Source organism: Bacillus sp. VA13 (assembly GCF_055710085.1).
Genome location: NZ_JBVQPP010000001.1, coordinates 168,182 through 190,043, shown reverse-complemented (window position 1 = coordinate 190,043; position 21,862 = coordinate 168,182). Strand labels below are relative to the sequence as shown.

The 21,862-nt window shown below is 41.5% G+C and carries 26 protein-coding genes; all 26 read right to left on the bottom strand.

From position 1 onward, the window contains the following. Positions 1 to 46: 46 nt before the first annotated feature. The 26 genes from cdsA to swrD all read right to left on the bottom strand — a co-directional run bounded on the left by cdsA (position 47) and on the right by swrD (position 21,838). Positions 47 to 856: a phosphatidate cytidylyltransferase gene (gene cdsA, locus AC0C66_RS00990; RefSeq protein ID WP_088679095.1), complete on the bottom strand. Its 810-nt coding sequence runs from the start codon at positions 854 to 856 to the stop codon at positions 47 to 49. A gap of 3 nt (positions 857 to 859) precedes the next feature. After that, entirely contained in the window at positions 860 to 1,642 is a 783-nt protein-coding gene (locus AC0C66_RS00985; RefSeq protein ID WP_014113809.1) for an isoprenyl transferase, read from the bottom strand. A gap of 130 nt (positions 1,643 to 1,772) precedes the next feature. Then, positions 1,773 to 2,330, bottom strand: a complete 558-nt coding sequence (gene frr, locus AC0C66_RS00980; protein WP_061187472.1) for a ribosome recycling factor — start codon at positions 2,328 to 2,330, stop codon at positions 1,773 to 1,775. A gap of 1 nt (position 2,331) precedes the next feature. Next, positions 2,332 to 3,054, bottom strand: a complete 723-nt coding sequence (gene pyrH, locus AC0C66_RS00975) for a UMP kinase (RefSeq protein ID WP_003220923.1) — start codon at positions 3,052 to 3,054, stop codon at positions 2,332 to 2,334. Between the two features lie 145 nt (positions 3,055 to 3,199). Next, positions 3,200 to 4,081, bottom strand: a complete 882-nt coding sequence (gene tsf, locus AC0C66_RS00970) for a translation elongation factor Ts (protein ID WP_014113808.1) — start codon at positions 4,079 to 4,081, stop codon at positions 3,200 to 3,202. 101 nt (positions 4,082 to 4,182) lie between these two features. Beyond that, a complete protein-coding gene (gene rpsB, locus AC0C66_RS00965; RefSeq protein WP_003220918.1) occupies positions 4,183 to 4,923 on the bottom strand; it encodes a 30S ribosomal protein S2 in 741 nt (246 codons plus the stop codon). Positions 4,924 to 5,066: 143 nt separating this feature from the next. Beyond that, the gene (locus tag AC0C66_RS00960) at positions 5,067 to 5,570 is read right to left on the bottom strand and encodes a hypothetical protein (RefSeq protein ID WP_041520953.1); all 504 of its coding nucleotides are present in this window, start codon (positions 5,568 to 5,570) and stop codon (positions 5,067 to 5,069) included. A 29-nt stretch (positions 5,571 to 5,599) separates the two neighbouring features. Beyond that, positions 5,600 to 6,364 (bottom strand): RNA polymerase sigma-28 factor SigD, encoded by a 765-nt coding sequence (gene sigD, locus AC0C66_RS00955; protein WP_003220911.1) that lies wholly within the window; start codon positions 6,362 to 6,364, stop codon positions 5,600 to 5,602. 22 nt (positions 6,365 to 6,386) lie between these two features. Next, the gene (cheD, locus tag AC0C66_RS00950) at positions 6,387 to 6,887 is read right to left on the bottom strand and encodes a chemoreceptor glutamine deamidase CheD (RefSeq protein WP_003220909.1); all 501 of its coding nucleotides are present in this window, start codon (positions 6,885 to 6,887) and stop codon (positions 6,387 to 6,389) included. Continuing rightward, positions 6,884 to 7,513, bottom strand: coding sequence for a CheY-P phosphatase CheC (gene cheC, locus AC0C66_RS00945; RefSeq protein WP_003220907.1), 630 nt, complete (start codon positions 7,511 to 7,513; stop codon positions 6,884 to 6,886). Before cheC ends, cheD begins: the two co-directional genes overlap by 4 nt. 18 nt (positions 7,514 to 7,531) lie before the next feature. Then, complete coding sequence (gene cheW, locus AC0C66_RS00940) at positions 7,532 to 8,002, bottom strand: chemotaxis protein CheW (protein WP_014113806.1); 471 nt, start codon at positions 8,000 to 8,002, stop codon at positions 7,532 to 7,534. Between the two features lie 21 nt (positions 8,003 to 8,023). Next, positions 8,024 to 10,039 carry a chemotaxis protein CheA gene (gene cheA, locus AC0C66_RS00935; protein WP_072183483.1) on the bottom strand — a complete coding sequence of 672 codons (2,016 nt, stop codon included), beginning with the start codon at positions 10,037 to 10,039 and terminating at the stop codon, positions 8,024 to 8,026. A gap of 5 nt (positions 10,040 to 10,044) precedes the next feature. Beyond that, positions 10,045 to 11,115, bottom strand: a complete 1,071-nt coding sequence (cheB, locus tag AC0C66_RS00930) for a protein-glutamate O-methylesterase CheB (RefSeq protein ID WP_014113804.1) — start codon at positions 11,113 to 11,115, stop codon at positions 10,045 to 10,047. A 1-nt stretch (position 11,116) separates the two neighbouring features. Continuing rightward, the gene (gene flhG, locus AC0C66_RS00925; RefSeq protein ID WP_072183482.1) at positions 11,117 to 12,013 is read right to left on the bottom strand and encodes a flagellum location/number ATPase FlhG; all 897 of its coding nucleotides are present in this window, start codon (positions 12,011 to 12,013) and stop codon (positions 11,117 to 11,119) included. After that, on the bottom strand, positions 12,004 to 13,104 hold the full coding sequence (locus tag AC0C66_RS00920) for a flagellar biosynthesis protein FlhF (protein WP_072183481.1): 1,101 nt from the start codon (positions 13,102 to 13,104) through the stop codon (positions 12,004 to 12,006). The genes flhG and AC0C66_RS00920 overlap by 10 nt, the downstream gene beginning before the upstream one ends. Next, positions 13,104 to 15,137, bottom strand: a complete 2,034-nt coding sequence (gene flhA / locus AC0C66_RS00915) for a flagellar biosynthesis protein FlhA (protein ID WP_072183480.1) — start codon at positions 15,135 to 15,137, stop codon at positions 13,104 to 13,106. Before flhA ends, AC0C66_RS00920 begins: the two co-directional genes overlap by 1 nt. A gap of 32 nt (positions 15,138 to 15,169) precedes the next feature. Further along, positions 15,170 to 16,252 carry a flagellar biosynthesis protein FlhB gene (flhB, locus tag AC0C66_RS00910; protein ID WP_061187468.1) on the bottom strand — a complete coding sequence of 361 codons (1,083 nt, stop codon included), beginning with the start codon at positions 16,250 to 16,252 and terminating at the stop codon, positions 15,170 to 15,172. Continuing rightward, entirely contained in the window at positions 16,252 to 17,031 is a 780-nt protein-coding gene (gene fliR / locus AC0C66_RS00905; protein WP_072183479.1) for a flagellar biosynthetic protein FliR, read from the bottom strand. The genes flhB and fliR overlap by 1 nt, the downstream gene beginning before the upstream one ends. A 7-nt stretch (positions 17,032 to 17,038) precedes the next feature. Further along, entirely contained in the window at positions 17,039 to 17,308 is a 270-nt protein-coding gene (gene fliQ / locus AC0C66_RS00900) for a flagellar biosynthesis protein FliQ (protein WP_014113798.1), read from the bottom strand. A 14-nt stretch (positions 17,309 to 17,322) separates the two neighbouring features. After that, complete coding sequence (gene fliP, locus AC0C66_RS00895; RefSeq protein WP_003220886.1) at positions 17,323 to 17,988, bottom strand: flagellar type III secretion system pore protein FliP; 666 nt, start codon at positions 17,986 to 17,988, stop codon at positions 17,323 to 17,325. Then, on the bottom strand, positions 17,981 to 18,640 hold the full coding sequence (gene fliZ / locus AC0C66_RS00890) for a flagella biosynthesis regulatory protein FliZ (RefSeq protein ID WP_072183478.1): 660 nt from the start codon (positions 18,638 to 18,640) through the stop codon (positions 17,981 to 17,983). Before fliZ ends, fliP begins: the two co-directional genes overlap by 8 nt. Positions 18,641 to 18,654: 14 nt before the next feature. After that, positions 18,655 to 19,017: a chemotaxis protein CheY gene (gene cheY, locus AC0C66_RS00885; protein WP_003220882.1), complete on the bottom strand. Its 363-nt coding sequence runs from the start codon at positions 19,015 to 19,017 to the stop codon at positions 18,655 to 18,657. 25 nt (positions 19,018 to 19,042) lie between these two features. Then, positions 19,043 to 20,179, bottom strand: coding sequence for a flagellar motor switch phosphatase FliY (gene fliY / locus AC0C66_RS00880; protein WP_061187464.1), 1,137 nt, complete (start codon positions 20,177 to 20,179; stop codon positions 19,043 to 19,045). Beyond that, positions 20,169 to 21,167: a flagellar motor switch protein FliM gene (gene fliM / locus AC0C66_RS00875; RefSeq protein ID WP_003220879.1), complete on the bottom strand. Its 999-nt coding sequence runs from the start codon at positions 21,165 to 21,167 to the stop codon at positions 20,169 to 20,171. Before fliM ends, fliY begins: the two co-directional genes overlap by 11 nt. Before the next feature lie 33 nt (positions 21,168 to 21,200). Continuing rightward, a complete protein-coding gene (fliL, locus tag AC0C66_RS00870; protein ID WP_072566272.1) occupies positions 21,201 to 21,626 on the bottom strand; it encodes a flagellar basal body-associated protein FliL in 426 nt (141 codons plus the stop codon). After that, a complete protein-coding gene (gene swrD / locus AC0C66_RS00865) occupies positions 21,623 to 21,838 on the bottom strand; it encodes a swarming motility protein SwrD (protein WP_003220876.1) in 216 nt (71 codons plus the stop codon). The genes fliL and swrD overlap by 4 nt, the downstream gene beginning before the upstream one ends. Positions 21,839 to 21,862 lie beyond the last annotated feature (24 nt).

The window sequence follows — 21,862 nt, the reverse complement described above, 5'->3', positions numbered from 1 at the left end:
TATTCTTTTTGCTGCATGATCAGTCTTATATTCATATTAGACTTTTTTATGAAAAAAGGGCAAGCAGAAAGTACAAGAAAGGCATGACAAACAAGAAACTGTCAAAACGGTCTAAGATACCGCCATGCCCGGGAAGAATCTTCCCAGAATCCTTTACATCGTAATGTCTTTTTAAGGCGGATTCCACTAAATCTCCAAGTTGTCCGAAAACAGACAAAAACAGCGTGATCAACAGCAGATAGATATACGGGACCGGAAGATGTGCAACAAGCTGAAAAATCGTCGCCAATACAAGCGCGATAACAATTCCACCTACAAATCCTTCCACTGTTTTATTCGGACTGATTTCAGGCCACAGTTTTCGCTTACCAAGCGCTTTCCCGACAAAATATGCACCGGAATCAGTGGACCAAATCACAACACACGCGTAAAAAATGTATGTTAATCCGTATTGGTCAATATTTCTGATTTCTATAAAATAATGAAAACACATTCCGATGTAAATTACTGCCAGCGTAATAAAACCGACTTCATCAAAAGTAAAGGTGTTTTTCACCAACACTGTGTAAGTCAGCAAAAGTAGTACCGCAAACAAAGCGATTTCCATTTTTGAAATACCGTTCGCTTCAAAAAACGAATACTGGCTTGGCAATAAGAACATCCACAATAATAAAAGACCGATCAAACCCGGCAGTGAAACCAGCTTCAGCTTTTTCATCCGTAAAAGTTCAAAAAGCGCCACACTGCCCATAGCATAAATTAATATGGTGAACGGCAATTTCCCGACAATAACCAACAATAAAAATACAATTGCTGCCAGAACACCTGTCAAAATTCTTTGTTTCATGTCCACCATCCTCTAAATTCCGCCAAACCTCCGGCCTCTCTGCTGATATTCTCCTAAAGCCTGTAAGAAGTGATCTTCTTTAAAGTCAGGCCACAAGACGTCAGTAAAGACAAATTCACTGTAGGCAACCTGCCATAGCATAAAATTGCTCAGTCTAATCTCGCCGCTCGTTCGAATTAAAAGCTCAGGATCCTGCAAAGATTCAGTCATTAAATAATTAGAAAAAAGCGATTCATCAATGTCTTCAATATTCAAAGAGCCATCCTTCACTTTTTCCGCGAGTGTTTTTGCAGCAGCGACAATTTCAGTACGGCCTCCATAATTGAGAGCAAAATTAAGAATCATTCCGTCGTTTTGTGCCGTATCCTGTACTGCCTTTTCAATCGCACGTAATGTGTGTGCCGGCAAAGCCGTTTCATCTCCAATGATCCGAACCTGTACATTTTCCTCAACAAGCTCTGGAAGATACGTATTCAAAAATTCTTCCGGAAGCTTCATTAAAAAATCGACTTCCATTTTCGGCCTCTTCCAGTTTTCTGTTGAAAATGCATACAATGTCAGTACTTTTACACCTAATTCATTTGCAAGCTTCGTTGTCCTTTTTACCACCTTCATCCCTTCATGGTGGCCTGCAATTCGGGGAAGAGAGCGTTTTTTAGCCCAACGGCCATTTCCATCCATGATAATGGCGATGTGTTCGGGAATTTCTCCCTTAAGTATGTCTTCTTTTGTATAACGTTCTAAGTTGGAAGCCGCAGTTTGCTGATTCTTCCAATTTTTGAGTATGTTGAGCATGAGATTCCTCCGTCACCCAAAAAGGTTGCATTCCCTGCTGATAATCAATGTAATCAACAGTATTAACAAAAAAACCCCCTGTAAACATGAGAGGGTCTTTTCACTATTATCTATTGTACATAGTTTTTCATTAAACTTCCATGATTTCTTTTTCTTTGTCTTTTGTGACACTGTCAATTTTTGACACATATTCATCTGTCAGTTTCTGAACGTCTTCAGTTGAAGCACGCAGTTCATCCTCAGTAATGTCTCCGTTTTTCTCAAGTTTTTTGAGATCATCGTTAGCATCACGGCGAACGTTACGGACAGCTACTTTCGCGTCTTCAGCATATTTTTTTACAACTTTCACTAATTCTTTCCGTCTTTCTTCCGTTAACGCCGGAATCGCAATTCGAATCATATTGCCGTCACTTGTTGGCGTAATACCTAAATCAGCTTTTAAAATCGCTTTTTCGATATCGCCGATTGCTGATTTGTCGTATGGCGTTACAACGAGCATACGAGCTTCAGGCACGTTAATAGAAGACAGCTGATTTAAAGGTGTCTGTGCTCCGTAATATTCAACCGTTACTTTATCTAATAGAGATGGATTTGCACGCCCTGCGCGTACAGTAGCCAATTCACGTTGATAAGCAGTAATTGCTTTTTCCATTTTTTCTTTTGTTTGAGTTAATACTTCTTTTGACACGTTATTTCCCCCTCACGATCGTTCCGATTGATTCACCGATAACGGCACGTTTGATGTTTCCTTCTTCCATAATAGAAAAGACGATAAGCGGAATGTCATTATCCATGCATAAAGATGATGCTGTTGAATCCATGACTTCCAGGCCGTCTTTAAGAACGTCAAGATAAGAAAGTGATTCATACTTAACAGCTGATTCATCTTTTCTAGGATCAGCATTATACACACCGTCAACATTATTTTTAGCCATTAAAATAACGTCTGCTTCAATTTCAGCAGCCCGCAGTGCAGCTGTCGTATCAGTTGAGAAATATGGGTTTCCTGTACCCGCAGCGAAAATAACGACACGTTTTTTCTCTAAGTGGCGTATCGCTTTTCTTCTTATGTACGGTTCAGCAACTTGTCTCATTTCAATGGATGTTTGCACTCTGGACTGGATTCCGAGTGTTTCCAAGCTGTCTTGAAGAGCAAGCGAATTCATAACTGTCGCCAGCATTCCCATATAGTCAGCAGTTGCACGGTCCATGCCCAGGTCACTTCCTGTTTTTCCGCGCCATAAGTTGCCGCCGCCTACTACAACAGCCACTTCGACTTCAAGCTCAGCGATTTCTTTCACTTGCTTTGCAATGGATTGAATGACAGTTGGGTTAATTCCGTTTCCCTGTTCTCCTGCCAATGCTTCCCCGCTAAGCTTTAATACGATACGTTTGTATTTTGGTTTTTCCATGATAACCTCCAAGTGTAAACATTGCCGTTTTCTATTATGCAAGAGAAAAAAAGGTTTGTAAATATAGTTTTAAAAATAGGGAACACAAAGTGTGTCCCCTATACTGCCTGAAAAGACGCGACTTGGCCGCGAAATCTTTTCGCCATTATTTTTTCACTTGGTTCATTACTTCTTCAGCAAAGTTTTCTTGACGTTTTTCGATGCCTTCTCCAACTTCATAGCGTACATAAGTTTGAACAGTTGCGTTTTTCGCTGCAACCACTTGTTTCACTTTTTCATCTGGGTTTTTAACGAACGCTTGGTCTAAAAGACAAATTTCTTCGAAGAATTTGTTCAGACGGCCTTCAACCATTTTCGCTACGATGTTTTCAGGTTTACCTTCTTGAAGGGCTTGCTGAGTTAAGATTTGACGCTCATGATTTCTTTCTTCTTCAGATACTTGATCACGAGAAATGTAACGAGGGTTAACCGCAGCAACGTGCATTGCGATATCTTTCGCAGTTTCTTCGTCAGTTGTACCGTTTAGAACAGTTAATACGCCGATGCGGCCGCCCATGTGAAGGTAAGCACCGAATGCAGAGCTGTCGTCTTTTGTAAGAACTGTAAAGCGGCGAAGAGTGATTTTCTCACCAATTTTAGCAACTGCACTTGTGATGTACTCTTCAACAGTAGAGCCATTTTCCATTTTTTGACCCATAGCTTCTTCAACATCTGCTGGAGCATTTGCAAGAAGGTGGTCAGCTAAAGTGTTAAGAAGCTCTTTGAAGCCTTCGTTTTTCGCAACGAAGTCAGTTTCAGAGTTTACTTCTAAGATAACGCCTTTGTTGCCGTCAGTTTTAATAAGAGTAGAACCTTCTGCCGCGATACGGTCAGCTTTTTTCGCTGCTTTCGCAATCCCTTTTTCTCTTAAAAGGTCAATTGCTTTGTCCATATCTCCGTCAGTTTCAGTTAACGCTTTTTTACAATCCATCATGCCCGCGCCAGTTTTTTCACGCAGTTCTTTTACTTGCTGTGCAGTAATTGCCATTTGTATTCCTCCTTATATGTTAAAACAAGAGTATGTATATTACACATTTTTCTTGAAAAAAGGTGATAAAAGGCAGTCCCTCTTATCACCTTTTGAATAGGTTACGCAGTTGTTGTTTCTGTTTCTGGTGCAGTTTCTTCAGCAACTTCCGCTTCTTCTTCGCCTTGCTTCGCTTCTAAGATTGCATCTGCCATTTTAGAAGTTAGAAGTTTAACAGCGCGGATAGCGTCATCGTTCGCTGGGATTACAACATCGATTTCATCTGGATCACAGTTAGTATCTACGATACCGATGATAGGGATGTTTAATTTGCGAGCTTCCGCAACAGCGATGCGCTCTTTACGAGGATCGATGATGAATAATGCATCAGGAAGATCCTTCATATCTTTAATTCCGCCTAGGAATTTTTCAAGACGCTCTAATTCTTTTTTCAATTGAACGACTTCTTTTTTAGGAAGTACATCAAACGTACCGTTTTCTTGCATTTTTTCAATGTCTTTAAGACGTTTAATACGTTTTTGGATTGTTTCAAAGTTTGTTAATGTACCGCCCAACCAGCGTTGGTTGACATAGTACATGCCAGAGCGCTGAGCTTCTTCTTTAACAGAATCTTGAGCTTGTTTTTTTGTTCCGACGAAAAGGATTTTCCCGCCTTCAGCAGCAAGGTTTTTAGTGAAGTTGTAAGCTTCCTCTACTTTTTTGACTGTTTTTTGAAGGTCAATGATGTAGATTCCGTTACGCTCCGTGAAAATGTAACGCTTCATTTTTGGGTTCCAACGGCGTGTTTGGTGACCGAAGTGAACACCAGCTTCAAGCAATTGCTTCATAGAAATGACTGACATGTTATTTCCTCCTAATATAATGGTTTTTTTCCTCCGCTTAGGTCATTTTTGTGCAGAACTGCCGCCTGCAGCACCCTCTGCATAAATCGTTAAGCGTGTGTATTTAACACCAAGACATAATATAACACAGCTTTATCCGACAATCAAGAATCCTTTACACCTTTGGAGCGAAATTTTAAAAACAGCTCGATTTCTGTCTTTCCGCTCTTCAGTTTCTGAGCAATTTGATTGGCCGAATACCCCTGCTCATATAATGCTATGACCTGGTCTTCAAATGATTGGGCATTGCTGTTTATGCTCTCTTCCTGACGCTCAACCTCAGTAATCAGACCTTCGATATGTTCAAGAAGATTTTCTTCTTCTTGAACTGCACCCCGCTCTGAATCTTTTTCAGAGTGCCGAAGGTCTGGCTTTTGGGTTTCTTCTTCCGCTTGACTTGAAGGTGAACCGGTATTTTCTATCAGTTTCTCATTTTCTTCTTTTAATTCAAGAAGAAATGCTGCCAAGGTGTTTTCCGTCTCTTCAAGTAATTTCTTTTGCTGTTTTTCTGTTTCTTTCACAGCTGCGAGTCTCATATACAGGATAATGACAGCGTACAGAAGAACGCCGTGGAGCGTAAAGCTTAAAAGCCATAATAGTGTTGACATGTTTTTCACTCGCTAACCATTGAAATTCATTATTGAATCACTTTTTCCAGCAGATTCTTTAATTTAAAAAGTGCCTTTGAATGAATCTGTGATATGCGGGACGTAGAAAGATTTAATACTTGTCCGATTTCTGTCAATGTCAACTCCTCTTTGTAGAACAAACTGACAACCAGCTGTTCTTTTTCAGAGAGTTCGTGAATTTTTTCAGCAAGCTGTGCAATCAGTTCATCCTTCATAATCTTTTCTTCAGGCGGAACATTTTTGTCATCTCTGATCATAACCTGAATGTTTTCACCGTCATCTTGATCATGGAGCTTTTCATCAATTGACAGCAGATTTGCAAAAAAACCTTCATTCATTGTTGACACGACATCCTGTACCGTCATTCCGAGTTCCTCTGCAATTTCTGCGGGCGATACGTTCCGAAGATAGCGCTGTTCAAGCTTTTCAATTGCTGCTTCAACCTTCTTTGTTTTTTCACGTGAGGTTCTGGGCAGCCAATCTTCTTTACGAAGCCCGTCTATGATTGCGCCGCGAATTCTAAACGAGGCGTAGGTATCAAATTTTAAGTCCCGACTAGGGTCAAATTTTTCAAGGGCATCATATAAACCAAGCATACCAAGGCTCATAAGATCGTCTTTATGCACTGATTTCGGCAGTCCGACAGAAATTCTGCCTACATGATATGTAACAAGCGGCATGTAACGGCGCATTAAATCGTCACCGGCTTTAGGATCTTTCCACTCTTTCCAGCGCGTCCAAAGCACCTGATCTTCATAATTCAAGGATTGCATTGTTATCCCCCTAATACCTTAATTAAATCGTTTTTTCACCTTGTTTAACAGTTCGAATATGCAGCATGCAGGACTTCGGTTCAAATTCTATCGTCCGGCCGCTTGAGCCGCCCGTATCTTCACTAATAATAGGAATATTATATAAAGACAGCTGTTCCTTTATCGCTAATACATTTCTCGGTCCTATCTTCATCAAATCATTTGTTGATTTAAATTTAAACATCTCTGATCCGCCGGCCAGCTTTGCTTTTAATGCAAATTTCCGGCATCCCGCTTCTATCAACATATCAATCGTGGTCTTTACGGCTGTATCAGCATACTTAGCCCGATTGAGTTCGGCAGTTTTCGATAACGTCGAATCCGGAAGCATGACATGGACAAGCCCCGCCGTCTGCTTTTCTTTATCATAAAGCACCAGTCCCACACATGATCCCAACCCAGAGGTCCTGATGGTGTCCGGGAAGCGGGCGATCTTCACGTCAGCAATTCCAACCTTTACAACGACAGCCTCAGTTGTACTCATAATGATGCACCCAAGGCGACAAAGAGCTTTTCAAATGAATCATAGTCCGGCAGCATAAACATATGCGCTTTCAGCTCCTGCTGATGGCTTTGGTCAAAAATTGACGTGTCCACAACAATGGCGTGTTCTCCAACCTGGCTTAGCTCCATCAGCCCTTCGCTGATCACAGCGCCGAACATGTCCAAAGAAACTTCAGGAACACTTGGATAAAGCTGGAGTTTCGTCAAATCCGCCAAAGCTGTTAAATATGATCCTGCTAAAATATTGCCCAGTTCATGCAAAGCGGATGAGCTCATATGATCTTCACCTAAGTCCTCTATATCAAAATCGGGGTTTCCAATCAGCTCTCTGATAAACTGCTCCGCCTGATAAAAAGGCATTATAAAGAACATCGAGCCCGTTAAATCGCCTTCCATTCTTAAAAAGATGCTGGCAACCGGGATATCGGCGCCGCCGAAAAAATCGACAAGCTCATCGAAAGACAACAGCTTTGCAAACGGGACTTCCATATCTATCTTTCTATTTAACAGCTGGGCCATTGCAGAGGCGGAGTGGCCGGCGCCTATATTGCCGACTTCCCGCAAAATGTCCATCTGCTCTTCTTTGATTCCATTAAAAATACTCATGTCATAACCCCTTTAAGATTAAGCTTGATCGGGCACAGCGGACTGAGATGATTCTTTATCCAAAACCGCGTTCGCATCAATAATATTTAAGAGCCTGTTCTCTTGTTTCACAATCTGTTCGATCGACACATCCGTATCTTTCTGGATGCTTTCTGGAGCGGATTCGATTTCACTTTCGTGTACGGTAATCACATCATTAGCTTCATCCACTATCCAGCCGATTTCAGTATCACGATAAGCAATAATGATAATCCGTGTTTCATCGGTAATTTCATACTCTGGCAAATTCAGGCGCTTTCTTAAATCAATAACCGGAGTCACTACCCCGCGCAAATTGATTACCCCGCAAATATATGGTTCGACGCCAGGCACTCTCGTTGGTTTTTGCCATTTTTCAATTGATTTCACCTGAGTGACGGAAATGGCATATTCTTTGCCATTTACCATAAAGACAATCATTTTTTCGCCTGTTTTAATTTCTGCAGTCATGTGGGACACCTCCTCGAATGGTTAAATAATCAGTGCATTACAATCAATAATGAGCGCTACTTCTCCGTCTCCTAAAATAGTAGCTCCGGAAATTGCAAAGACGTTTGTTAAATAATCTCCGAGTGATTTCAGCACAACTTCCTGCTGGCCAATAAAGGAGTCCACCACAAATGCAGTAGGTTTATCGCCTTTTTTCACGATAATGATATGGAGCTGTTCCGCATCTTGTCTTGTATCTTCTATTTTAAACTCTTCTTTTAAATAAACGACAGGGACAATGTGCCCTCTAAAGTCAATCACTTCACGGTCATGCGTTTGCAAAATGTCTTTTCTGTCAATAACTGCCGTTTCAATGATTGAAGAAATTGGAATGGCAAATGTCTCTTCTTCCAATTTGATTAGGAGAACTGAAATAATGGACAAGGTAAGTGGAAGCTGGATGCTGAATAGAGAGCCTTGACCTTCTGCAGATTTCACACTGACTGAACCGCCCAGAGACTCCAGTTTGTTTTTTACAACATCAAGTCCAACACCGCGGCCGGAAATATCAGAAATTTGATCAGCAGTTGAGAACCCTGGAGCAAAGATCAATTCGTAAATTTCATTGTCTTCTAAGGTTTCAGCTTCTTTTTCCGTAATGACCCCGCGCTCAAGCGCTTTTTCGAGAATTTTTTTGCGATTAAGGCCTGCACCGTCATCCTCTACTTCGATAAAGACATGGTTGCCGCTGTGATAAGCTTTAAGCACAACCTTTCCTGATTCCGGTTTTCCCTTTTGCAAACGTGTTTCCGGCGACTCGATACCATGATCAATACTGTTTCTGATCAAGTGAACGAGAGGATCTCCGATTTCATCAATCACTGTTCGATCCAGTTCAGTTTCCGCACCGATGATCGAGAGTTCGATTTTTTTATTCAGCTCTTTTTGAAGCTGGCGAATCATTCTCGGGAACCGATTAAAAACAGTTTCAACTGGAACCATTCTCATATTAAGAATAATCGATTGCAAATCTCCGGAAATTCTCGTCATTCGTTCAACCGTTTCAGTCAGTTCATTGTGCTCAAGCTCTTTTGCAATCTGCTCGAGTCGCCCGCGGTCAATGACAAGCTCTTCAAATAAGTTCATTAAAGAATCAAGTCTGTCAATGTTGACACGAATTGTTTTAGATCCACCGGCTGTGTGCTTCGCCTGCTCTTCGTTTTTAGCAGACTGTTTTTGTTTCTCCTGCTTCACAGGTACCGGTGCTGGCAAATCTGCCGGCTTAGATTCTGCCGGCTTTTCAGCTGATGTTAAAGGAGCCCCTTGAATGACTTCAACATGCTCAATTTCTGAAACGCCATTGATTAATTGTTCAATCTCTTCCGCTGATTGATGTGTTAAGAAACAAACTTGAAAGTCAGTGCCGAAATCTTCTGTTTCAAGCACTTCCGCACTTGGAATTGTTTTGGCTACTTCTCCGACTTCATTAAGCTTTTCAAACACCATATAGACACGAACTGCTTTTAACATACAGTTTTCGTTCAGAGAAATCTTGATTTCATATCGTTTGAAACCTTGCTCCTCCGCTTCTTGTATGACAGTCCGTTCAAACTCGTCATATTCCCAATCAGATATTGAATTCTGTGCTTCTGCAGGTTCCGCAGAGGCAGCCATTTCAGCGTGTGCACCATTCACATCAAGCTTGGCACTCACTTCTGAGATATCTCTTTTACCATCCCCGCCGTCAATAATAGACTGAACCATAGCTTCCAGGTGATCCAGGGCTTCAAACAAAATATCCAGCCATTCTGAGGTAACTGCCATGTCTCCGTTTCGGATTGCATCCAGCACATTTTCAAGCAGATGGGTTAGATGTGCTAAGTCGGTATAGCCCATCGTTGCGCTCATTCCTTTTAATGTATGGGCAGCCCTGAATATATCATGAACGAGCTGAAGGTCAGTCGGGTCTTTTTCTAAAAGGAGAAGCTTTTCATTACATGTTTGTAAATGTTCTTTACTCTCATCAATAAAGACATCTAAATACTGATTCATATCCATTTGAATCACATCCTCTCTTTTTTCACACAGCTTGTGATGGATGCTGCGATATCTTCCACATGTTTAATCTCATGGATGAGGCCCGCTTTAACAGCTGCTTTCGGCATCCCATATACGACACAAGATTCTTCAGACTCCGCAATGGCTTTCACATTGCCGGCCATAAGCATGTCCTTTAAGCCGGCAGTGCCGTCACTGCCCATACCGGTCATGATAACGGCTACTTTTTCATAGTCTGCCAGTTTACCGACAGAACGGAATAAATAATCAGCTGATGGTTTATGACGGCTTGGCGTATCGAGATTATCAAGCACGATCTGGAGTCCTCCGCTGTTTTTAATAACGGATATGTTTTTTCCTCCCGGTGCTATGTAAACACAGCCGTTAAGAGCTGCTTCACCATCTTTTGCTTCTTTTACTTGAATGTCGGATAAATGATTCAGCCGCTCAGCCAAAGAAGCAGTAAAACCTTCAGGCATGTGCTGAACAACAACCACTGGTGCGTTCAAATCCTTAGGGAGCTTCGGTATCACCTTTTGTAACGCCCTTGGACCGCCTGTTGATGTGCCGATACATACAATTTGTCTGCCTGTGCCGGGTTTCGGCTTGCTTAATTCAGGCTTTACAGCACGCACTATAGGTTCAGGCCGAACTGCCTGTGAAACAGGATGTTTCCGCTTGCCGGAAAGCCCAGCCGCGATGACACGCTCAACTAATTGTTCTTTAATTTTGTACAAATCCAGAGATATGGAGCCTGATGGCTTTGTGATAAAGTCAAAGGCGCCGATCTCTAAACAATTAATTGTGCACTCTTTGCCTTTCTCTGTCTGGCTTGACACCATGATGACCGGCAAGTTATAAATTTCGATAATTTTGCGCAGTGTGTCTGTCCCGTTCATGACCGGCATTTCAACATCAAGAGTAATAACATCTGGCTTTAGTAATTCAATCTTCTTAAGCGCTTCTTCTCCGTTTCTCGCAGTTCCGATTACGTCTATCTGCTTTTCCTCGGTTAAAAAATCACTTATCATTTTTCTCATGAAAGCTGAATCATCAACTACAAGCACACGAATCAAATTAAGCCCTCCTCATTAAAAAAGAAGATAATTTCTCAATAAATGTCTGTTTGTCTTCTTTGTGTCTTGTTTCTTCTCTTTCAAACAAGGCGTCCGCTAAAACACGGACTGACCGGCTGGCTTTTGCCTGAGGACTTTTTATGAAAAAAGGAACCTGTTCGACAACTGCTTTGCTCACGATCGCATCGTCAGAAACGGAACCGGCAAACTGAACCTGAGCATCCAAAAACATATGAATCGTGCGGGAAAGGCGGGTAAAGGCGTCTAGCCCTTCCTTTTGATCACGGCACCGATTGACAGCCACCTTCATCGAAAGTTTATTTTCTGTCAAAACCAAGTGCTTGACAGCGCTGTATGCATCCATGATGGCCGTCGGTTCGGGAGTTGTTATGATCAAAATATCTTCTGCCGATAAAATAAAAGGCAGCTGATCTTTTGATAAGCCCGCTCCCATGTCAAACAGCACATAGTCGAACTGGCTTAACGCATGAGAAAGCTCATTAGCAAAAAACGCCCATTTTCTCTGATCCAGCTGAAACATTACATCCAGACCGGTTCCCCCTGATATATACCGCAAACCCTTTGGCCCAGTGGATAATGACTGCATCAAAGGCTTGCGATCGGTTAATACATCGATAATCGTGGCGGAAGATGAGTTTCCCATTAATATATCAATGTTTCCCATCCCAATATCAAGATCAATAAGCAGTACCTTCTTACCTTTATCCTGCAGCGCAAGGGCCATGTTTAAAGTAATATTGGATTTGCCGACACCGCCCTTGCCGCTGATGACAGCAAGTGTCTTGGCTTTTTGTGAATAAACCATTGACAGAACACGCTGACGCTTTTCCATTTTCGCCCGTAAAGTTGCTGCTTGGTCAAATCTGTTCATCTGCACAGCATCCTTACAAAATCAAGTGGAGCTACAGTCTGTATATCCTCCGGCACATTCTGGCCATTCGTTATAAACCCGGCACCTATTTTTGATTCTGCCAGTATATTAAATACAGAACCTAAGGAAGTAGTCTCATCTATTTTCGTAAAAATAAACTGATTGACAGGGACGGATGAAAACCGTTTGACAATATGGTTCATATCTTCATATTTTGCAGTCGCGGATAAAACGAGAAATGACTGAATGCTACTCTCAAAAGGAATCGTTTCTTTCAATTCATCAATGTATTGCTGCTCCTTGAAGTTTCTTCCGGCTGTATCAATAAACACATGATCATACTCAGAAAATAACTCCTTCGCCTGCTGGAATTCTTCTTTTGTATAGCAAACTTCCAGAGGAGCCTGCAGCAGTTCGGCGTATGTTTTCAACTGTTCAACAGCTGCTATCCGATACGTATCTGTTGTGATAAAAGCGATTTTTTTCTGTTTTTCAAGCATAGATATGGCTGCAAGCTTAGCCAGTGTTGTTGTTTTTCCTGCCCCTGTTGAACCAAACAGCACGATATACTTTGAGTGAATATGCTCCTGCCACTTGTCTCCTGAAGGCAGCGTATCGCATAGTATATCCTGAAGTTTGCCAACCACGTTTTCTTCCGTCAGACCGCCCGCTTCCACAGAGCATCGAAGCAATTTTTTCAGTGCGCTCGTCTTCGTTGACTCTTTAATACCCGTTTCTTGCAAAAGCTTTTCTGCTTTTTGCAGCGGCTCAGGAAGTACAGATTGATACACTGAAAAATCACCGGGCTCATGTTGCGCCGGAGTTTGAGGGGGATATATCCTCTCCTCTATTTTCGGACTGCTGACCGGAGTTTTTAATGTTTGTTTCGGCTCAGCTGCTTTCTGAGGTGTTTTGTTTTCAAGAAAGTCCTGATCCAATACGGCAATTACTTCAACAGCAGGCTTGTTGATGAGTCCAAACCATTTTCGCTTTTTAATTTTTTTCGAATTTAATATGACCGCTTCATTACCTAACTCTTTTCTGATGAGAAGTGCCGCTTCTTGCATTGAAGCAGCAGTAAATTTTTTTATTTTCATTAAATATCCACCACTCCAATGCTTTGTACCTCAACATTCGCCTCAAGTTCGTTATAAGAAAGTACCGGAAGATCAGGGAAGTATCGTTCCAGAAGCTGTTTCACATACATTCTGACAGGCGGCGAGCAGAGAAGAATCGCAGTTTCCTGACGTAATGACAGCTGTTCGGCTTCTTTAGCGACAGAGCGTACAATACTTTCTGAAACATCTGGTTCAAGCGACAAATAATTCCCGTGTTCCGTTTGCTGTACGCCATCTGCAATTGCCTTTTCTACACGACCCGAACAAGTAACAACCTTCAACACTTCATTTTCTTTGGCAAACTGGGCTGTAATTTGTTTTGCCAGTGCCTGTCTTGTATACTCTGTCAAAAGATCAGAATCTGTTGTTAATTTTCCATAGTCAGCAAGCGTTTCAAAAATCGTTACTAAGTTTCGGATTGAAACTTTTTCTTTTAAAAGCTTGGCCAGCACCTTTTGAATATCACCGACAGACAACGGATTTGGCGTAACCTCTTCAACAAGGACTGGATACGATTCTTTCAAGTGATCGATCAGCTGTTTCGTCTCCTGTCTTCCGATTAATTCGTGGGCATACTGCTTAATTTTCTCCGTAATATGAGTCGAAACGACTGAAGCAGGGTCGACAACTGTATAACCAAGCATGTCAGCTTCATCTTTTACCGATTCGCTAATCCATTTGGCCGGCAGTCCGAATGACGGTTCCACTGTTTCAATCCCTTCGATGAGATCGTCTTCAGGTGTAGGCGACATCGCTAAATAATGATCAAGCAACAGCTCGCCTTTTGCTACTTCGTTGCCTTTAATTTTCAATCGGTATTCATTAGGCTGCAACGCTATATTGTCTCTGATTCGCACGACAGGAATGACAAGCCCAAGTTCCAGAGCCAACTGACGGCGTATCATGACAATTCGGTCTAATAAATCACCGCCTTGATTGGCATCAGCAAGCGGTATCAGGCCATATCCAAACTCAAATTCTATCGGATCGATGTGCAGAAGCTGAACAACGCTTTCAGGGCTTTTAAGGTCGTCAACCTCAGCCTCTTCTTCGAGAATCTCATCCACTTCTTCTTTTTCCTTACCTGATTTAGATAGCATATAAGCGCCGAAAGCAAGCAGACCTGCAAGCGGCCCCGTCAGAAAAATGCCAATCGGAGTGAAAATACCAAGAAGCAGAATCGTAGATGCTGCGACGTATAAAAGCTTTGGATAAGCAAACAGCTGACCTGTAATGTCATGCCCTAAGTTTCCTTCAGAGGCAGCTCTTGTCACGACAATACCCGTAGCTGTAGAAATTAACAGCGCCGGAATTTGCGAAACAATTCCATCCCCGACAGTCAGCATCGTAAATTGTGAAGCGGCCTCTTGAATGGACATTCCCTGCTGAAGCATTCCGATCACGATACCAAAAATAATATTGATCATCACAATGATGATTCCGGCAATCGCGTCGCCTTTTACAAATTTACTGGCACCGTCCATTGCTCCATAAAAGTCAGCTTCTCTTGCCACTTTTTCGCGGCGGTGCTTCGCTTCCTGTTCGGTAATCATCCCTGCGTTTAAGTCAGCATCAATACTCATCTGCTTCCCCGGCATTGCGTCCAGCGTAAACCTTGCTGCAACCTCGGAAACACGTTCAGCACCTTTCGTAATGACGATAAACTGAATAATAATAAGGATGATAAATACAACGAGTCCAACTAATACATTTCCGCCGACAACGAAATTTCCGAAAGTCTCGACGACTTTTCCTCCTTCACCATGTGAAAGAATTGAACGGGTAGTTGAGACGTTCAAGCCCAAACGAAATAAGGTTAAAAGCAGCAACAGTGACGGGAAAATCGAAAACTGAAGCGCTTCTTGCATATTCATTGTGGTAAGAAGCACGATCAACGCAAGAGAAATATTAATAATGATCAAAATACTTAACAGCCATGGAGGAAATGGAATCACCAGCATCGCCACAATGAGGACAACACTTATTAAAACGGATAAATCTCTTGTTGACATGCTGTTTTTTCTCTCCTTTTAACTCGAAAAATTCAATATACTTTTTGTTTTGTTTTATATACGTAAGCCAGAATTTCTGCCAAGACTTTAAAAAATTCTTCCGGCACCGCCTGGTCAATTTCTACCTGATCATATAACGCACGGGCAAGCGGTCTGTTTTCTACCATCATGACATCATGCTCTTTAGCAATTTTCCTGATTTTTAACGCTAGGTGGTCGACACCTTTTGCAACAATATAAGGAGCATCCATTTTTTCATCATCATATTTCAGGGCAATCGCATAGTGGGTCGGGTTTGTGATAATGACATCTGCTTTGGGAACTTCTTGCATCATCCGCCTCATCGCCATTTCCCGCTGTCTTTGTTTAATTTTTGACTTGATAATCGGGTCTCCTTCAGATTTTTTGTACTCATCTTTTATATCCTGCTTTGACATTTTGATATTTTTCTCATAGTCAAATCTCTGATATAAATAGTCGAGACCAGCAAGTATCAACAAAGCTCCTGCACCGCTCAGCCCCATCCACAAGGTAAGTTTTGAAACAAAAGAAAGTGCCTCTTCGGGTGTCAAGAGCGGGAGCCGGAGAATTTCCCCATAATGCAGCCAAAGCACAGCGAAAGCCGCAAAACCAACAACAGTAATTTTCAATATGGATTTAATTAGCTCTACAATCGCCCTCATACTGTATATTCGTTTAAAGCCTTTGATCGGGTCCAGCTTTTCAAGCTTAGGCTGTATCACTTCAGCAGAAAACAAGAACCCAACCTGCATATAGTTGCTGACGACCCCTGCAACAAGAGCGACAAGCAAAATCGGTGCAAGTATCATGCCCATATCCTTTAATAAGCTGATCAACAGTATATGAACATTTGATTCTGAGAGCTTCATTGTGAGCGATTCGGTATAAAATGTTTCTATAAATGACAGCAGCCTGTCTCTCATATACGGACCAATCGCAATAAACGAAAGGAATACTACTAGTAAAGAAATGGCTGTATTGACATCCGAACTTTTGGCTACCTGCCCTTTTTTTCGTGTATCCTTCCGTTTTTTCGGAGTAGCTTTCTCTGTCTTCTCTCCCGCAAAAAACTGCAGGTCAATTCTAAGCTTCATTAAGAAACACCGACCAATGCTAAAAGATTCCGCATCGTTTCAATCGTTAAACTGAAGACATTCCGCACAACGACAAACATAACGGACATACACACAATGAGCATGATGAAACTGACAGCGATCTTTAAAGGCAGACCGACCACAAATACATTTAATTGTGGAACAGTTCGAGCCACGATACCTAATGCTAAATCAACAAGAAACAAACTGGCCACAACCGGCACTGACATTTGAAAAGCGATAATAAACATCGCATTAAAGCTTTTCGCGATCAAATAAGCAAACTTTTCATCGCCGAAATTTGGAAATGCCTGATCAACTGAAATATACTGAAAACTGTAGTAAATACCGTCCAGCAGCAAATGGTGGGCATTGACACTCAGCATAAACAAAAGTGCCATTGTATAGATAAACTGGCCGATTAACGGACTTTGTGCACCTGTTTGGGGATCAATAACGTTCGCAATTGAAAATCCCATTTGAAAATCAATAAACGAGCCGGCAATCTGTACTGCAGCAATCATCATATAAGCAATTAAGCCTAGACAAAGGCCAACCAAAGCTTCTTTAAATGTCAAGAGCATATATTGCCCATCTATCTCCAAAGAGGGAGGTTTATCAATGGTACTGAAACAAATGACCGCGAGAAAAAAAGCAAATCCAATACGATGAACAGCTGGCACATTCCGGTGTCCGAAAAGCGGAATCGTTACAAAAAAAGCAGAGATTCTAATAAAAACCAATAAAAAAGCAGGAAATAAATCAATAATCGAATTCATCTCTACATTACCCTGCAAAACGATTTAAGTTAGAAAACAGCTCTGTTGTAAATGAAAGAATGGTCGATAGCATCCATGGACCAAAAAAAATCAGAGCTAGGAGAACCGCCACGATTTTTGGAATAAACGCCAAAGTCTGTTCCTGGATTTGAGTTGTCGCCTGAAAGATACTTACGATTAAACCGACCAGTAAAGCAATAGCCAGTAATGGCGCGCTGATCATCAGCGTTACGTATACGGCTTTTTCCGCCATAGAAATTACAAATTCTGAACTCACGTTTAGCACCTACCCTAAAAGCTCTGAAGCAAAGATTTCACAATTAAATACCAGCCGTCTACTAAAACAAAAAGTAATATTTTAAAGGGCAGAGAAATCATAACTGGAGGGAGCATCATCATTCCCATTGACATTAGGACGCTTGCTACTACCATATCTATAATTAAAAATGGAATAAAAATCATAAAACCTATTTGAAACGCTGTTTTAAGCTCCGATATGGCAAAAGCGGGAACCATTGTTGTAAGCGGAATATCCTTTAATGATTCGGGTTTATCCATTTTCGCGTAATTCATAAACAGCGCCAGGTCCTTCTGCCTTGTGTGTTTACTCATAAATTCTTTAATCGGTTCTTCAGCTTTCGAATACGCTTCGTCCAAGCTGATTTTGTTGTCCATCAATGGGGTCAGCGCTTCTTTATTAATCTCTGAAAAAGTAGGAGCCATAATAAAAAACGTTAAAAACAGCGCAAGTCCGATAAGAACCTGGTTTGGCGGCATAGATTGCGTCGCCAGTGAAGTCCTGACAAATGACAGAACAATGACGATGCGAGTAAAACAAGTCATAAGAATCAATATTCCAGGCGCCACTGAAAATACAGTTAACAATAATAGTAATTTAACAGTTGAACTTACGTTTTCCGGATCGCTTGAACTGAAAATATTTATAAACTCATTCATGATGACGTGGGCCTTTCTTCTTTCCTTCAGAACGGTTTTGTTTTAACTCTTCAAGCTGCTCTTTTAATGCTTTTGAAAATGAAGGCAGTTTTTGCTGCGACTGATGTTCAGAACCCTTCAGCGGCTTCACAAACTTTTGCCACTCTATTTTGCTTGACATTGCCTCTTCATGCTGGCTGAGAATGACTTCAATCTCTTTTTCATCCTCAATTTCTTTCAGCAGCTGGATCGTCTCTCCTACACCGACGACGAGCACACTTTTTCCGACTTTGATCAATTGGATGGATCTGTTTTGGCCGACCGATGTGCCGCCAATATTTTCAACATATTGAAAAGGCTTTAGGAGCCGATTTCTTTTGTTCATGAGCTTAACCAGCCCGTAAATCAGCACGATAACAAACAATAAAGCGAAAATCATCTTCACAAAATCAAAAGCTGAGACAGAAGGAGCAGCCGCTCCCTCCGTCTCATCAGCAGTTTGTGTTGTTTTTTCTTCCTTTTGCTCTGACTTATCTGCAGTTTTTTCGTCTTTCTTTTGAAACCATTCGTTTACAGTTGAATTATCAGAGTCTGCCGCGGCAGCAGCAATCGGATGTACACTGAATAAAACGAAAAAACAAATAAAAGCAATGAAATATTGACTCTTTTTCAACAGTCGTACACCCTTTAACTTAATGTTTTGTTGATTGCTTCAAGCACACGGTCTGCCTGGAAAGGTTTTACGATAAAATCCTTAGCGCCTGCCTGAATAGCATCGATAACCATTGATTGCTGTCCCATAGCAGAACACATAATGATTCTTGCCTGTGCATCAATTTGTTTAATTTCTTTTAATGCTGAAATACCGTCCATTTCTGGCATCGTGATATCCATAGTAACGAGGTCAGGAGAATGCTCTTTATATTTTTCTACTGCCTGTGCTCCGTTTTCAGCTTCCGCTACTACTTCAAAACCGTTTTTCACCAAAATATCTTTAATCATCATTCGCATAAATGCTGCGTCATCTACAATTAAAATTCTGTGTGCCATAATCTATCTCTCTCCTTGTGTTTCGTTATTTTAAATTATTAATGCGCTCTGCCTGGCTTAAAATGTCAGTGACTCTTACTCCGAAGTTTTCTTCAATGACAACGACCTCGCCTTTGGCAACAATACGCTGATTAACTAAAATATCTACCGGCTCACCGGCTAATTTATCAAGCTCAATAATACTTCCGGCAGAAAGCTCCAAAATTTCTTTTACGCTTCTCTTCGTTCTGCCAAGCTCAACAGTGATCGAAAGCGGGATATCCAAAAGCATATCCAGATTGTTAATAGGGGCTTGCGAAGCCTCGTTTGGATCAAACGCGGAAAATTCAACCGGCGAAACCTGAACCGGCGCTGCTTTTTTCGGTGTTCCCTGCCTTTTTGGTGGCTGCTGCTGTTGCTGTGGTTCAATACGCGGCTCTGGCGTCACAGGCTCTTTCGGCTGCTCATATGTAACATCAGGCTGCGACGTTGTTTCTTCCTCTGCATTTCCTGTATTCATAAGGCTTGAAATTAAATCTTTCGCAAATGTCAGCGGGTAAAGCTGCATAATGCTGGAGTCTATTAATTCCCCCACCTTTAAGTTAAAAGAAACTTTCACCAGCATTTCATCATCAGGAATACGGTCAGTTCCCTTTTCTTCAGTAACATCGAGCAATTCAACCCGAGGCGGTGAAATATCAATTTTTTTACTGAATACAGTAGACATTGATGTAGCTGCCGACCCCATCATTTGGTTCATCGCTTCTTGAACCGCACTTAAATGGATTTCACCCAGTGAAGGGTCGGCGCCTTTTCCGTCTCCCCCGATCATTAAGTCAGCAATGATGGCCGCGTCATTTTGTTCCACGACCAGCAGGTTGCTGCCGCTGAAGCCCTCCGTATAATTCACTTCAATCGCTACATACGGTTCAGGAAACGCATCGCTGATTTTACTTTTAGGAATGACAGTTACACTTGGAGTCGTAATATCGACCTTTTGATTTAAAAGCGTTGATAGTGCTGTCGCAGAACTGCCGAATGAAATATTTCCGATTTCACCGATCGCATCACGCTCCATTTCCGATAAGTCATGTACTTCCGGAACCTCTGGCTCATCCGGCGTGCTGCCTGTGCCGTTAAGAAGCGCGTCAATCTCATCTTGAGATAATCTATTATTCTCCATCTTGTTCACCTCTTATGTCGTGATCTAAAATTTGCACTGCCTGTTTTCGATTCACCCGGCCGGCTTGTCCTAAAAATTTCGGCTTATCTCCGACCAATACAGTAAGAGGATCCGTGACTGATTTGTCCAAAGTTATGCAGTCTCCGACTTCTAAACTTAAAAACTCTTCTATTGTCAGTTCAGATGTGCCGAGCTCGGCCACGACAGGTATTTGTGCTGTCATGATACGTTTTTCAAGCGACTTTGTTTCCTCAGGCTTTGGCTCATTTCTATCTGATTGCATCCAATAGTGGACTGAAAGCTTCGGTATGAGCGGCTCGAGGACGATATGCGGGATACAAAGATTTATAACACCGCTGATTTCACCGATTTGGGTATTGAGTGAGATTACCACGACTGTTTCATTAGGTGATACCATCTGAACGAATTGCGGATTCACTTCAAACTCAGTCATTTCCGGTTCAATATCAGCAATTGACTGCCAAGCTTCTTTATAATTTCCCAGTGCATTTTCAAATAAATTAGAAATGATTTTTGTTTCAATTTCTGTCAAGCTGTCAACCTTATTATGACTGATTCCAATTCCGCCCATTACCCGATCCATCATCGTATATGCAATTGTCGGATTAACCTCCATCATAATTCTGCCTTCCATCGGATGGACATCAAATAGATTCAGTATCGTCATGTTCGGGATGGATCTGATAAATTCCTCATACGGGACCTGGTCAACAGAGCTGACAGATATGTGAATATAGGTCCTTAGCTGAGCAGAAAAGTGAGTAGTAAGAAGTCTTGCAAAATTGTCATGAATTCTCGTTAAACTGCGGATCTGATCCTTTGAAAACCGCAGTGCACGTTTGAAATCATAAACTTTCACTTTCTTCTCTTTTTCTTCTTTTTTCAGCTCTTCAGCGTCCATTTCACCGGTTGATATTGCAGAAAGTAGTGCATCTATTTCATTTTGGGAGAGAACTTCTCCTGACATTTTCCTCACCTCCGTATTCTGTCAAATGATTGTTTATTGCAGATTAAAGGAGGTAATATACACTTTTTCTACTTTTCCTTCTTGGAGGTAGCTATTTAATTTATCTTTTAGTTCCTTCTTAAAGGCTTCTTTTCCCTTGTCTCCCTCAATCTCATTAGCATTCGTATCAGCTAGCAGTGATATCACAGCGTCCTTCACTTGAAAATCACGTTTTTCAAGTTCTTCTTTTGATTTATCAGAGTCAGTTTCAAGTTTAATAGCAAGCCGGATAATGTTATCAGACTTTAAATTTGTTGTGATCTCTTCTACATCAACAGAAGATGCAACGATTTCATCAATACTTTTTTTCGCTTCACTTTTTTCTTCGGACTTTCCGCCTAAAACAAAATAAGCCGCCGCCCCGAGAGCACCAATTACGATAAGAATAATTAGTAAAATGACCATTAATTTTTTCTTCATTCCGGTTCCTCTATTCCTTGATCCATTGAAAATATTTGTATTTTTCGGTAGAAAGATGCGATCTTTTCCAGAACAGCTTCTTCATCTTCTTTTACTACAAACTTCTTACCATTTGACAGAGTGATTGTAGTATCCGGAAAGCATTCAATCTGTTCAATAAACAGCGCATTCAGTGTAAAGGGCTGCCCATTCAAACGGGTTACTTTAATCATAAAACAGCGGAGAAGCGATTACTC

Bases quoted from the DNA above. Each gene is read 5' to 3' on its own strand.
- cheC (WP_003220907.1), bottom strand. From the start codon at position 7,513: ATGAGTATTTTTAATGGAATCAAAGAAGAGCAGATGGACATTTTGCGG.
- cdsA (WP_088679095.1), bottom strand. From the start codon at position 856: ATGGTGGACATGAAACAAAGAATTTTGACAGGTGTTCTGGCAGCAATT.
- AC0C66_RS00920 (WP_072183481.1), bottom strand. From the start codon at position 13,104: ATGAAAATAAAAAAATTTACTGCTGCTTCAATGCAAGAAGCGGCACTT.
- fliP (WP_003220886.1), bottom strand. From the start codon at position 17,988: ATGAATGAGTTTATAAATATTTTCAGTTCAAGCGATCCGGAAAACGTA.
- flhA (WP_072183480.1), bottom strand. From the start codon at position 15,137: ATGTCAACAAGAGATTTATCCGTTTTAATAAGTGTTGTCCTCATTGTG.
- AC0C66_RS00960 (WP_041520953.1), bottom strand. From the start codon at position 5,570: ATGTCAACACTATTATGGCTTTTAAGCTTTACGCTCCACGGCGTTCTT.
- cheA (WP_072183483.1), bottom strand. From the start codon at position 10,039: ATGGATATGAATCAGTATTTAGATGTCTTTATTGATGAGAGTAAAGAA.
- flhB (WP_061187468.1), bottom strand. From the start codon at position 16,252: ATGAAGCTTAGAATTGACCTGCAGTTTTTTGCGGGAGAGAAGACAGAG.
- cheD (WP_003220909.1), bottom strand. From the start codon at position 6,887: ATGAGTACAACTGAGGCTGTCGTTGTAAAGGTTGGAATTGCTGACGTG.
- fliR (WP_072183479.1), bottom strand. From the start codon at position 17,031: ATGAATTCGATTATTGATTTATTTCCTGCTTTTTTATTGGTTTTTATT.
- cheY (WP_003220882.1), bottom strand. From the start codon at position 19,017: ATGGCACACAGAATTTTAATTGTAGATGACGCAGCATTTATGCGAATG.
- rpsB (WP_003220918.1), bottom strand. From the start codon at position 4,923: ATGTCAGTCATTTCTATGAAGCAATTGCTTGAAGCTGGTGTTCACTTC.
- fliM (WP_003220879.1), bottom strand. From the start codon at position 21,167: ATGTCAGGAGAAGTTCTCTCCCAAAATGAAATAGATGCACTACTTTCT.
- cheW (WP_014113806.1), bottom strand. From the start codon at position 8,002: ATGACTGCAGAAATTAAAACAGGCGAAAAAATGATTGTCTTTATGGTA.
- swrD (WP_003220876.1), bottom strand. From the start codon at position 21,838: ATGATTAAAGTAACCCGTTTGAATGGGCAGCCCTTTACACTGAATGCG.
- fliL (WP_072566272.1), bottom strand. From the start codon at position 21,626: ATGAAGAAAAAATTAATGGTCATTTTACTAATTATTCTTATCGTAATT.
- AC0C66_RS00985 (WP_014113809.1), bottom strand. From the start codon at position 1,642: ATGCTCAACATACTCAAAAATTGGAAGAATCAGCAAACTGCGGCTTCC.
- fliY (WP_061187464.1), bottom strand. From the start codon at position 20,179: ATGGAGAATAATAGATTATCTCAAGATGAGATTGACGCGCTTCTTAAC.
- pyrH (WP_003220923.1), bottom strand. From the start codon at position 3,054: ATGGAAAAACCAAAATACAAACGTATCGTATTAAAGCTTAGCGGGGAA.
- tsf (WP_014113808.1), bottom strand. From the start codon at position 4,081: ATGGCAATTACTGCACAGCAAGTAAAAGAACTGCGTGAAAAAACTGGC.
- sigD (WP_003220911.1), bottom strand. From the start codon at position 6,364: ATGCAATCCTTGAATTATGAAGATCAGGTGCTTTGGACGCGCTGGAAA.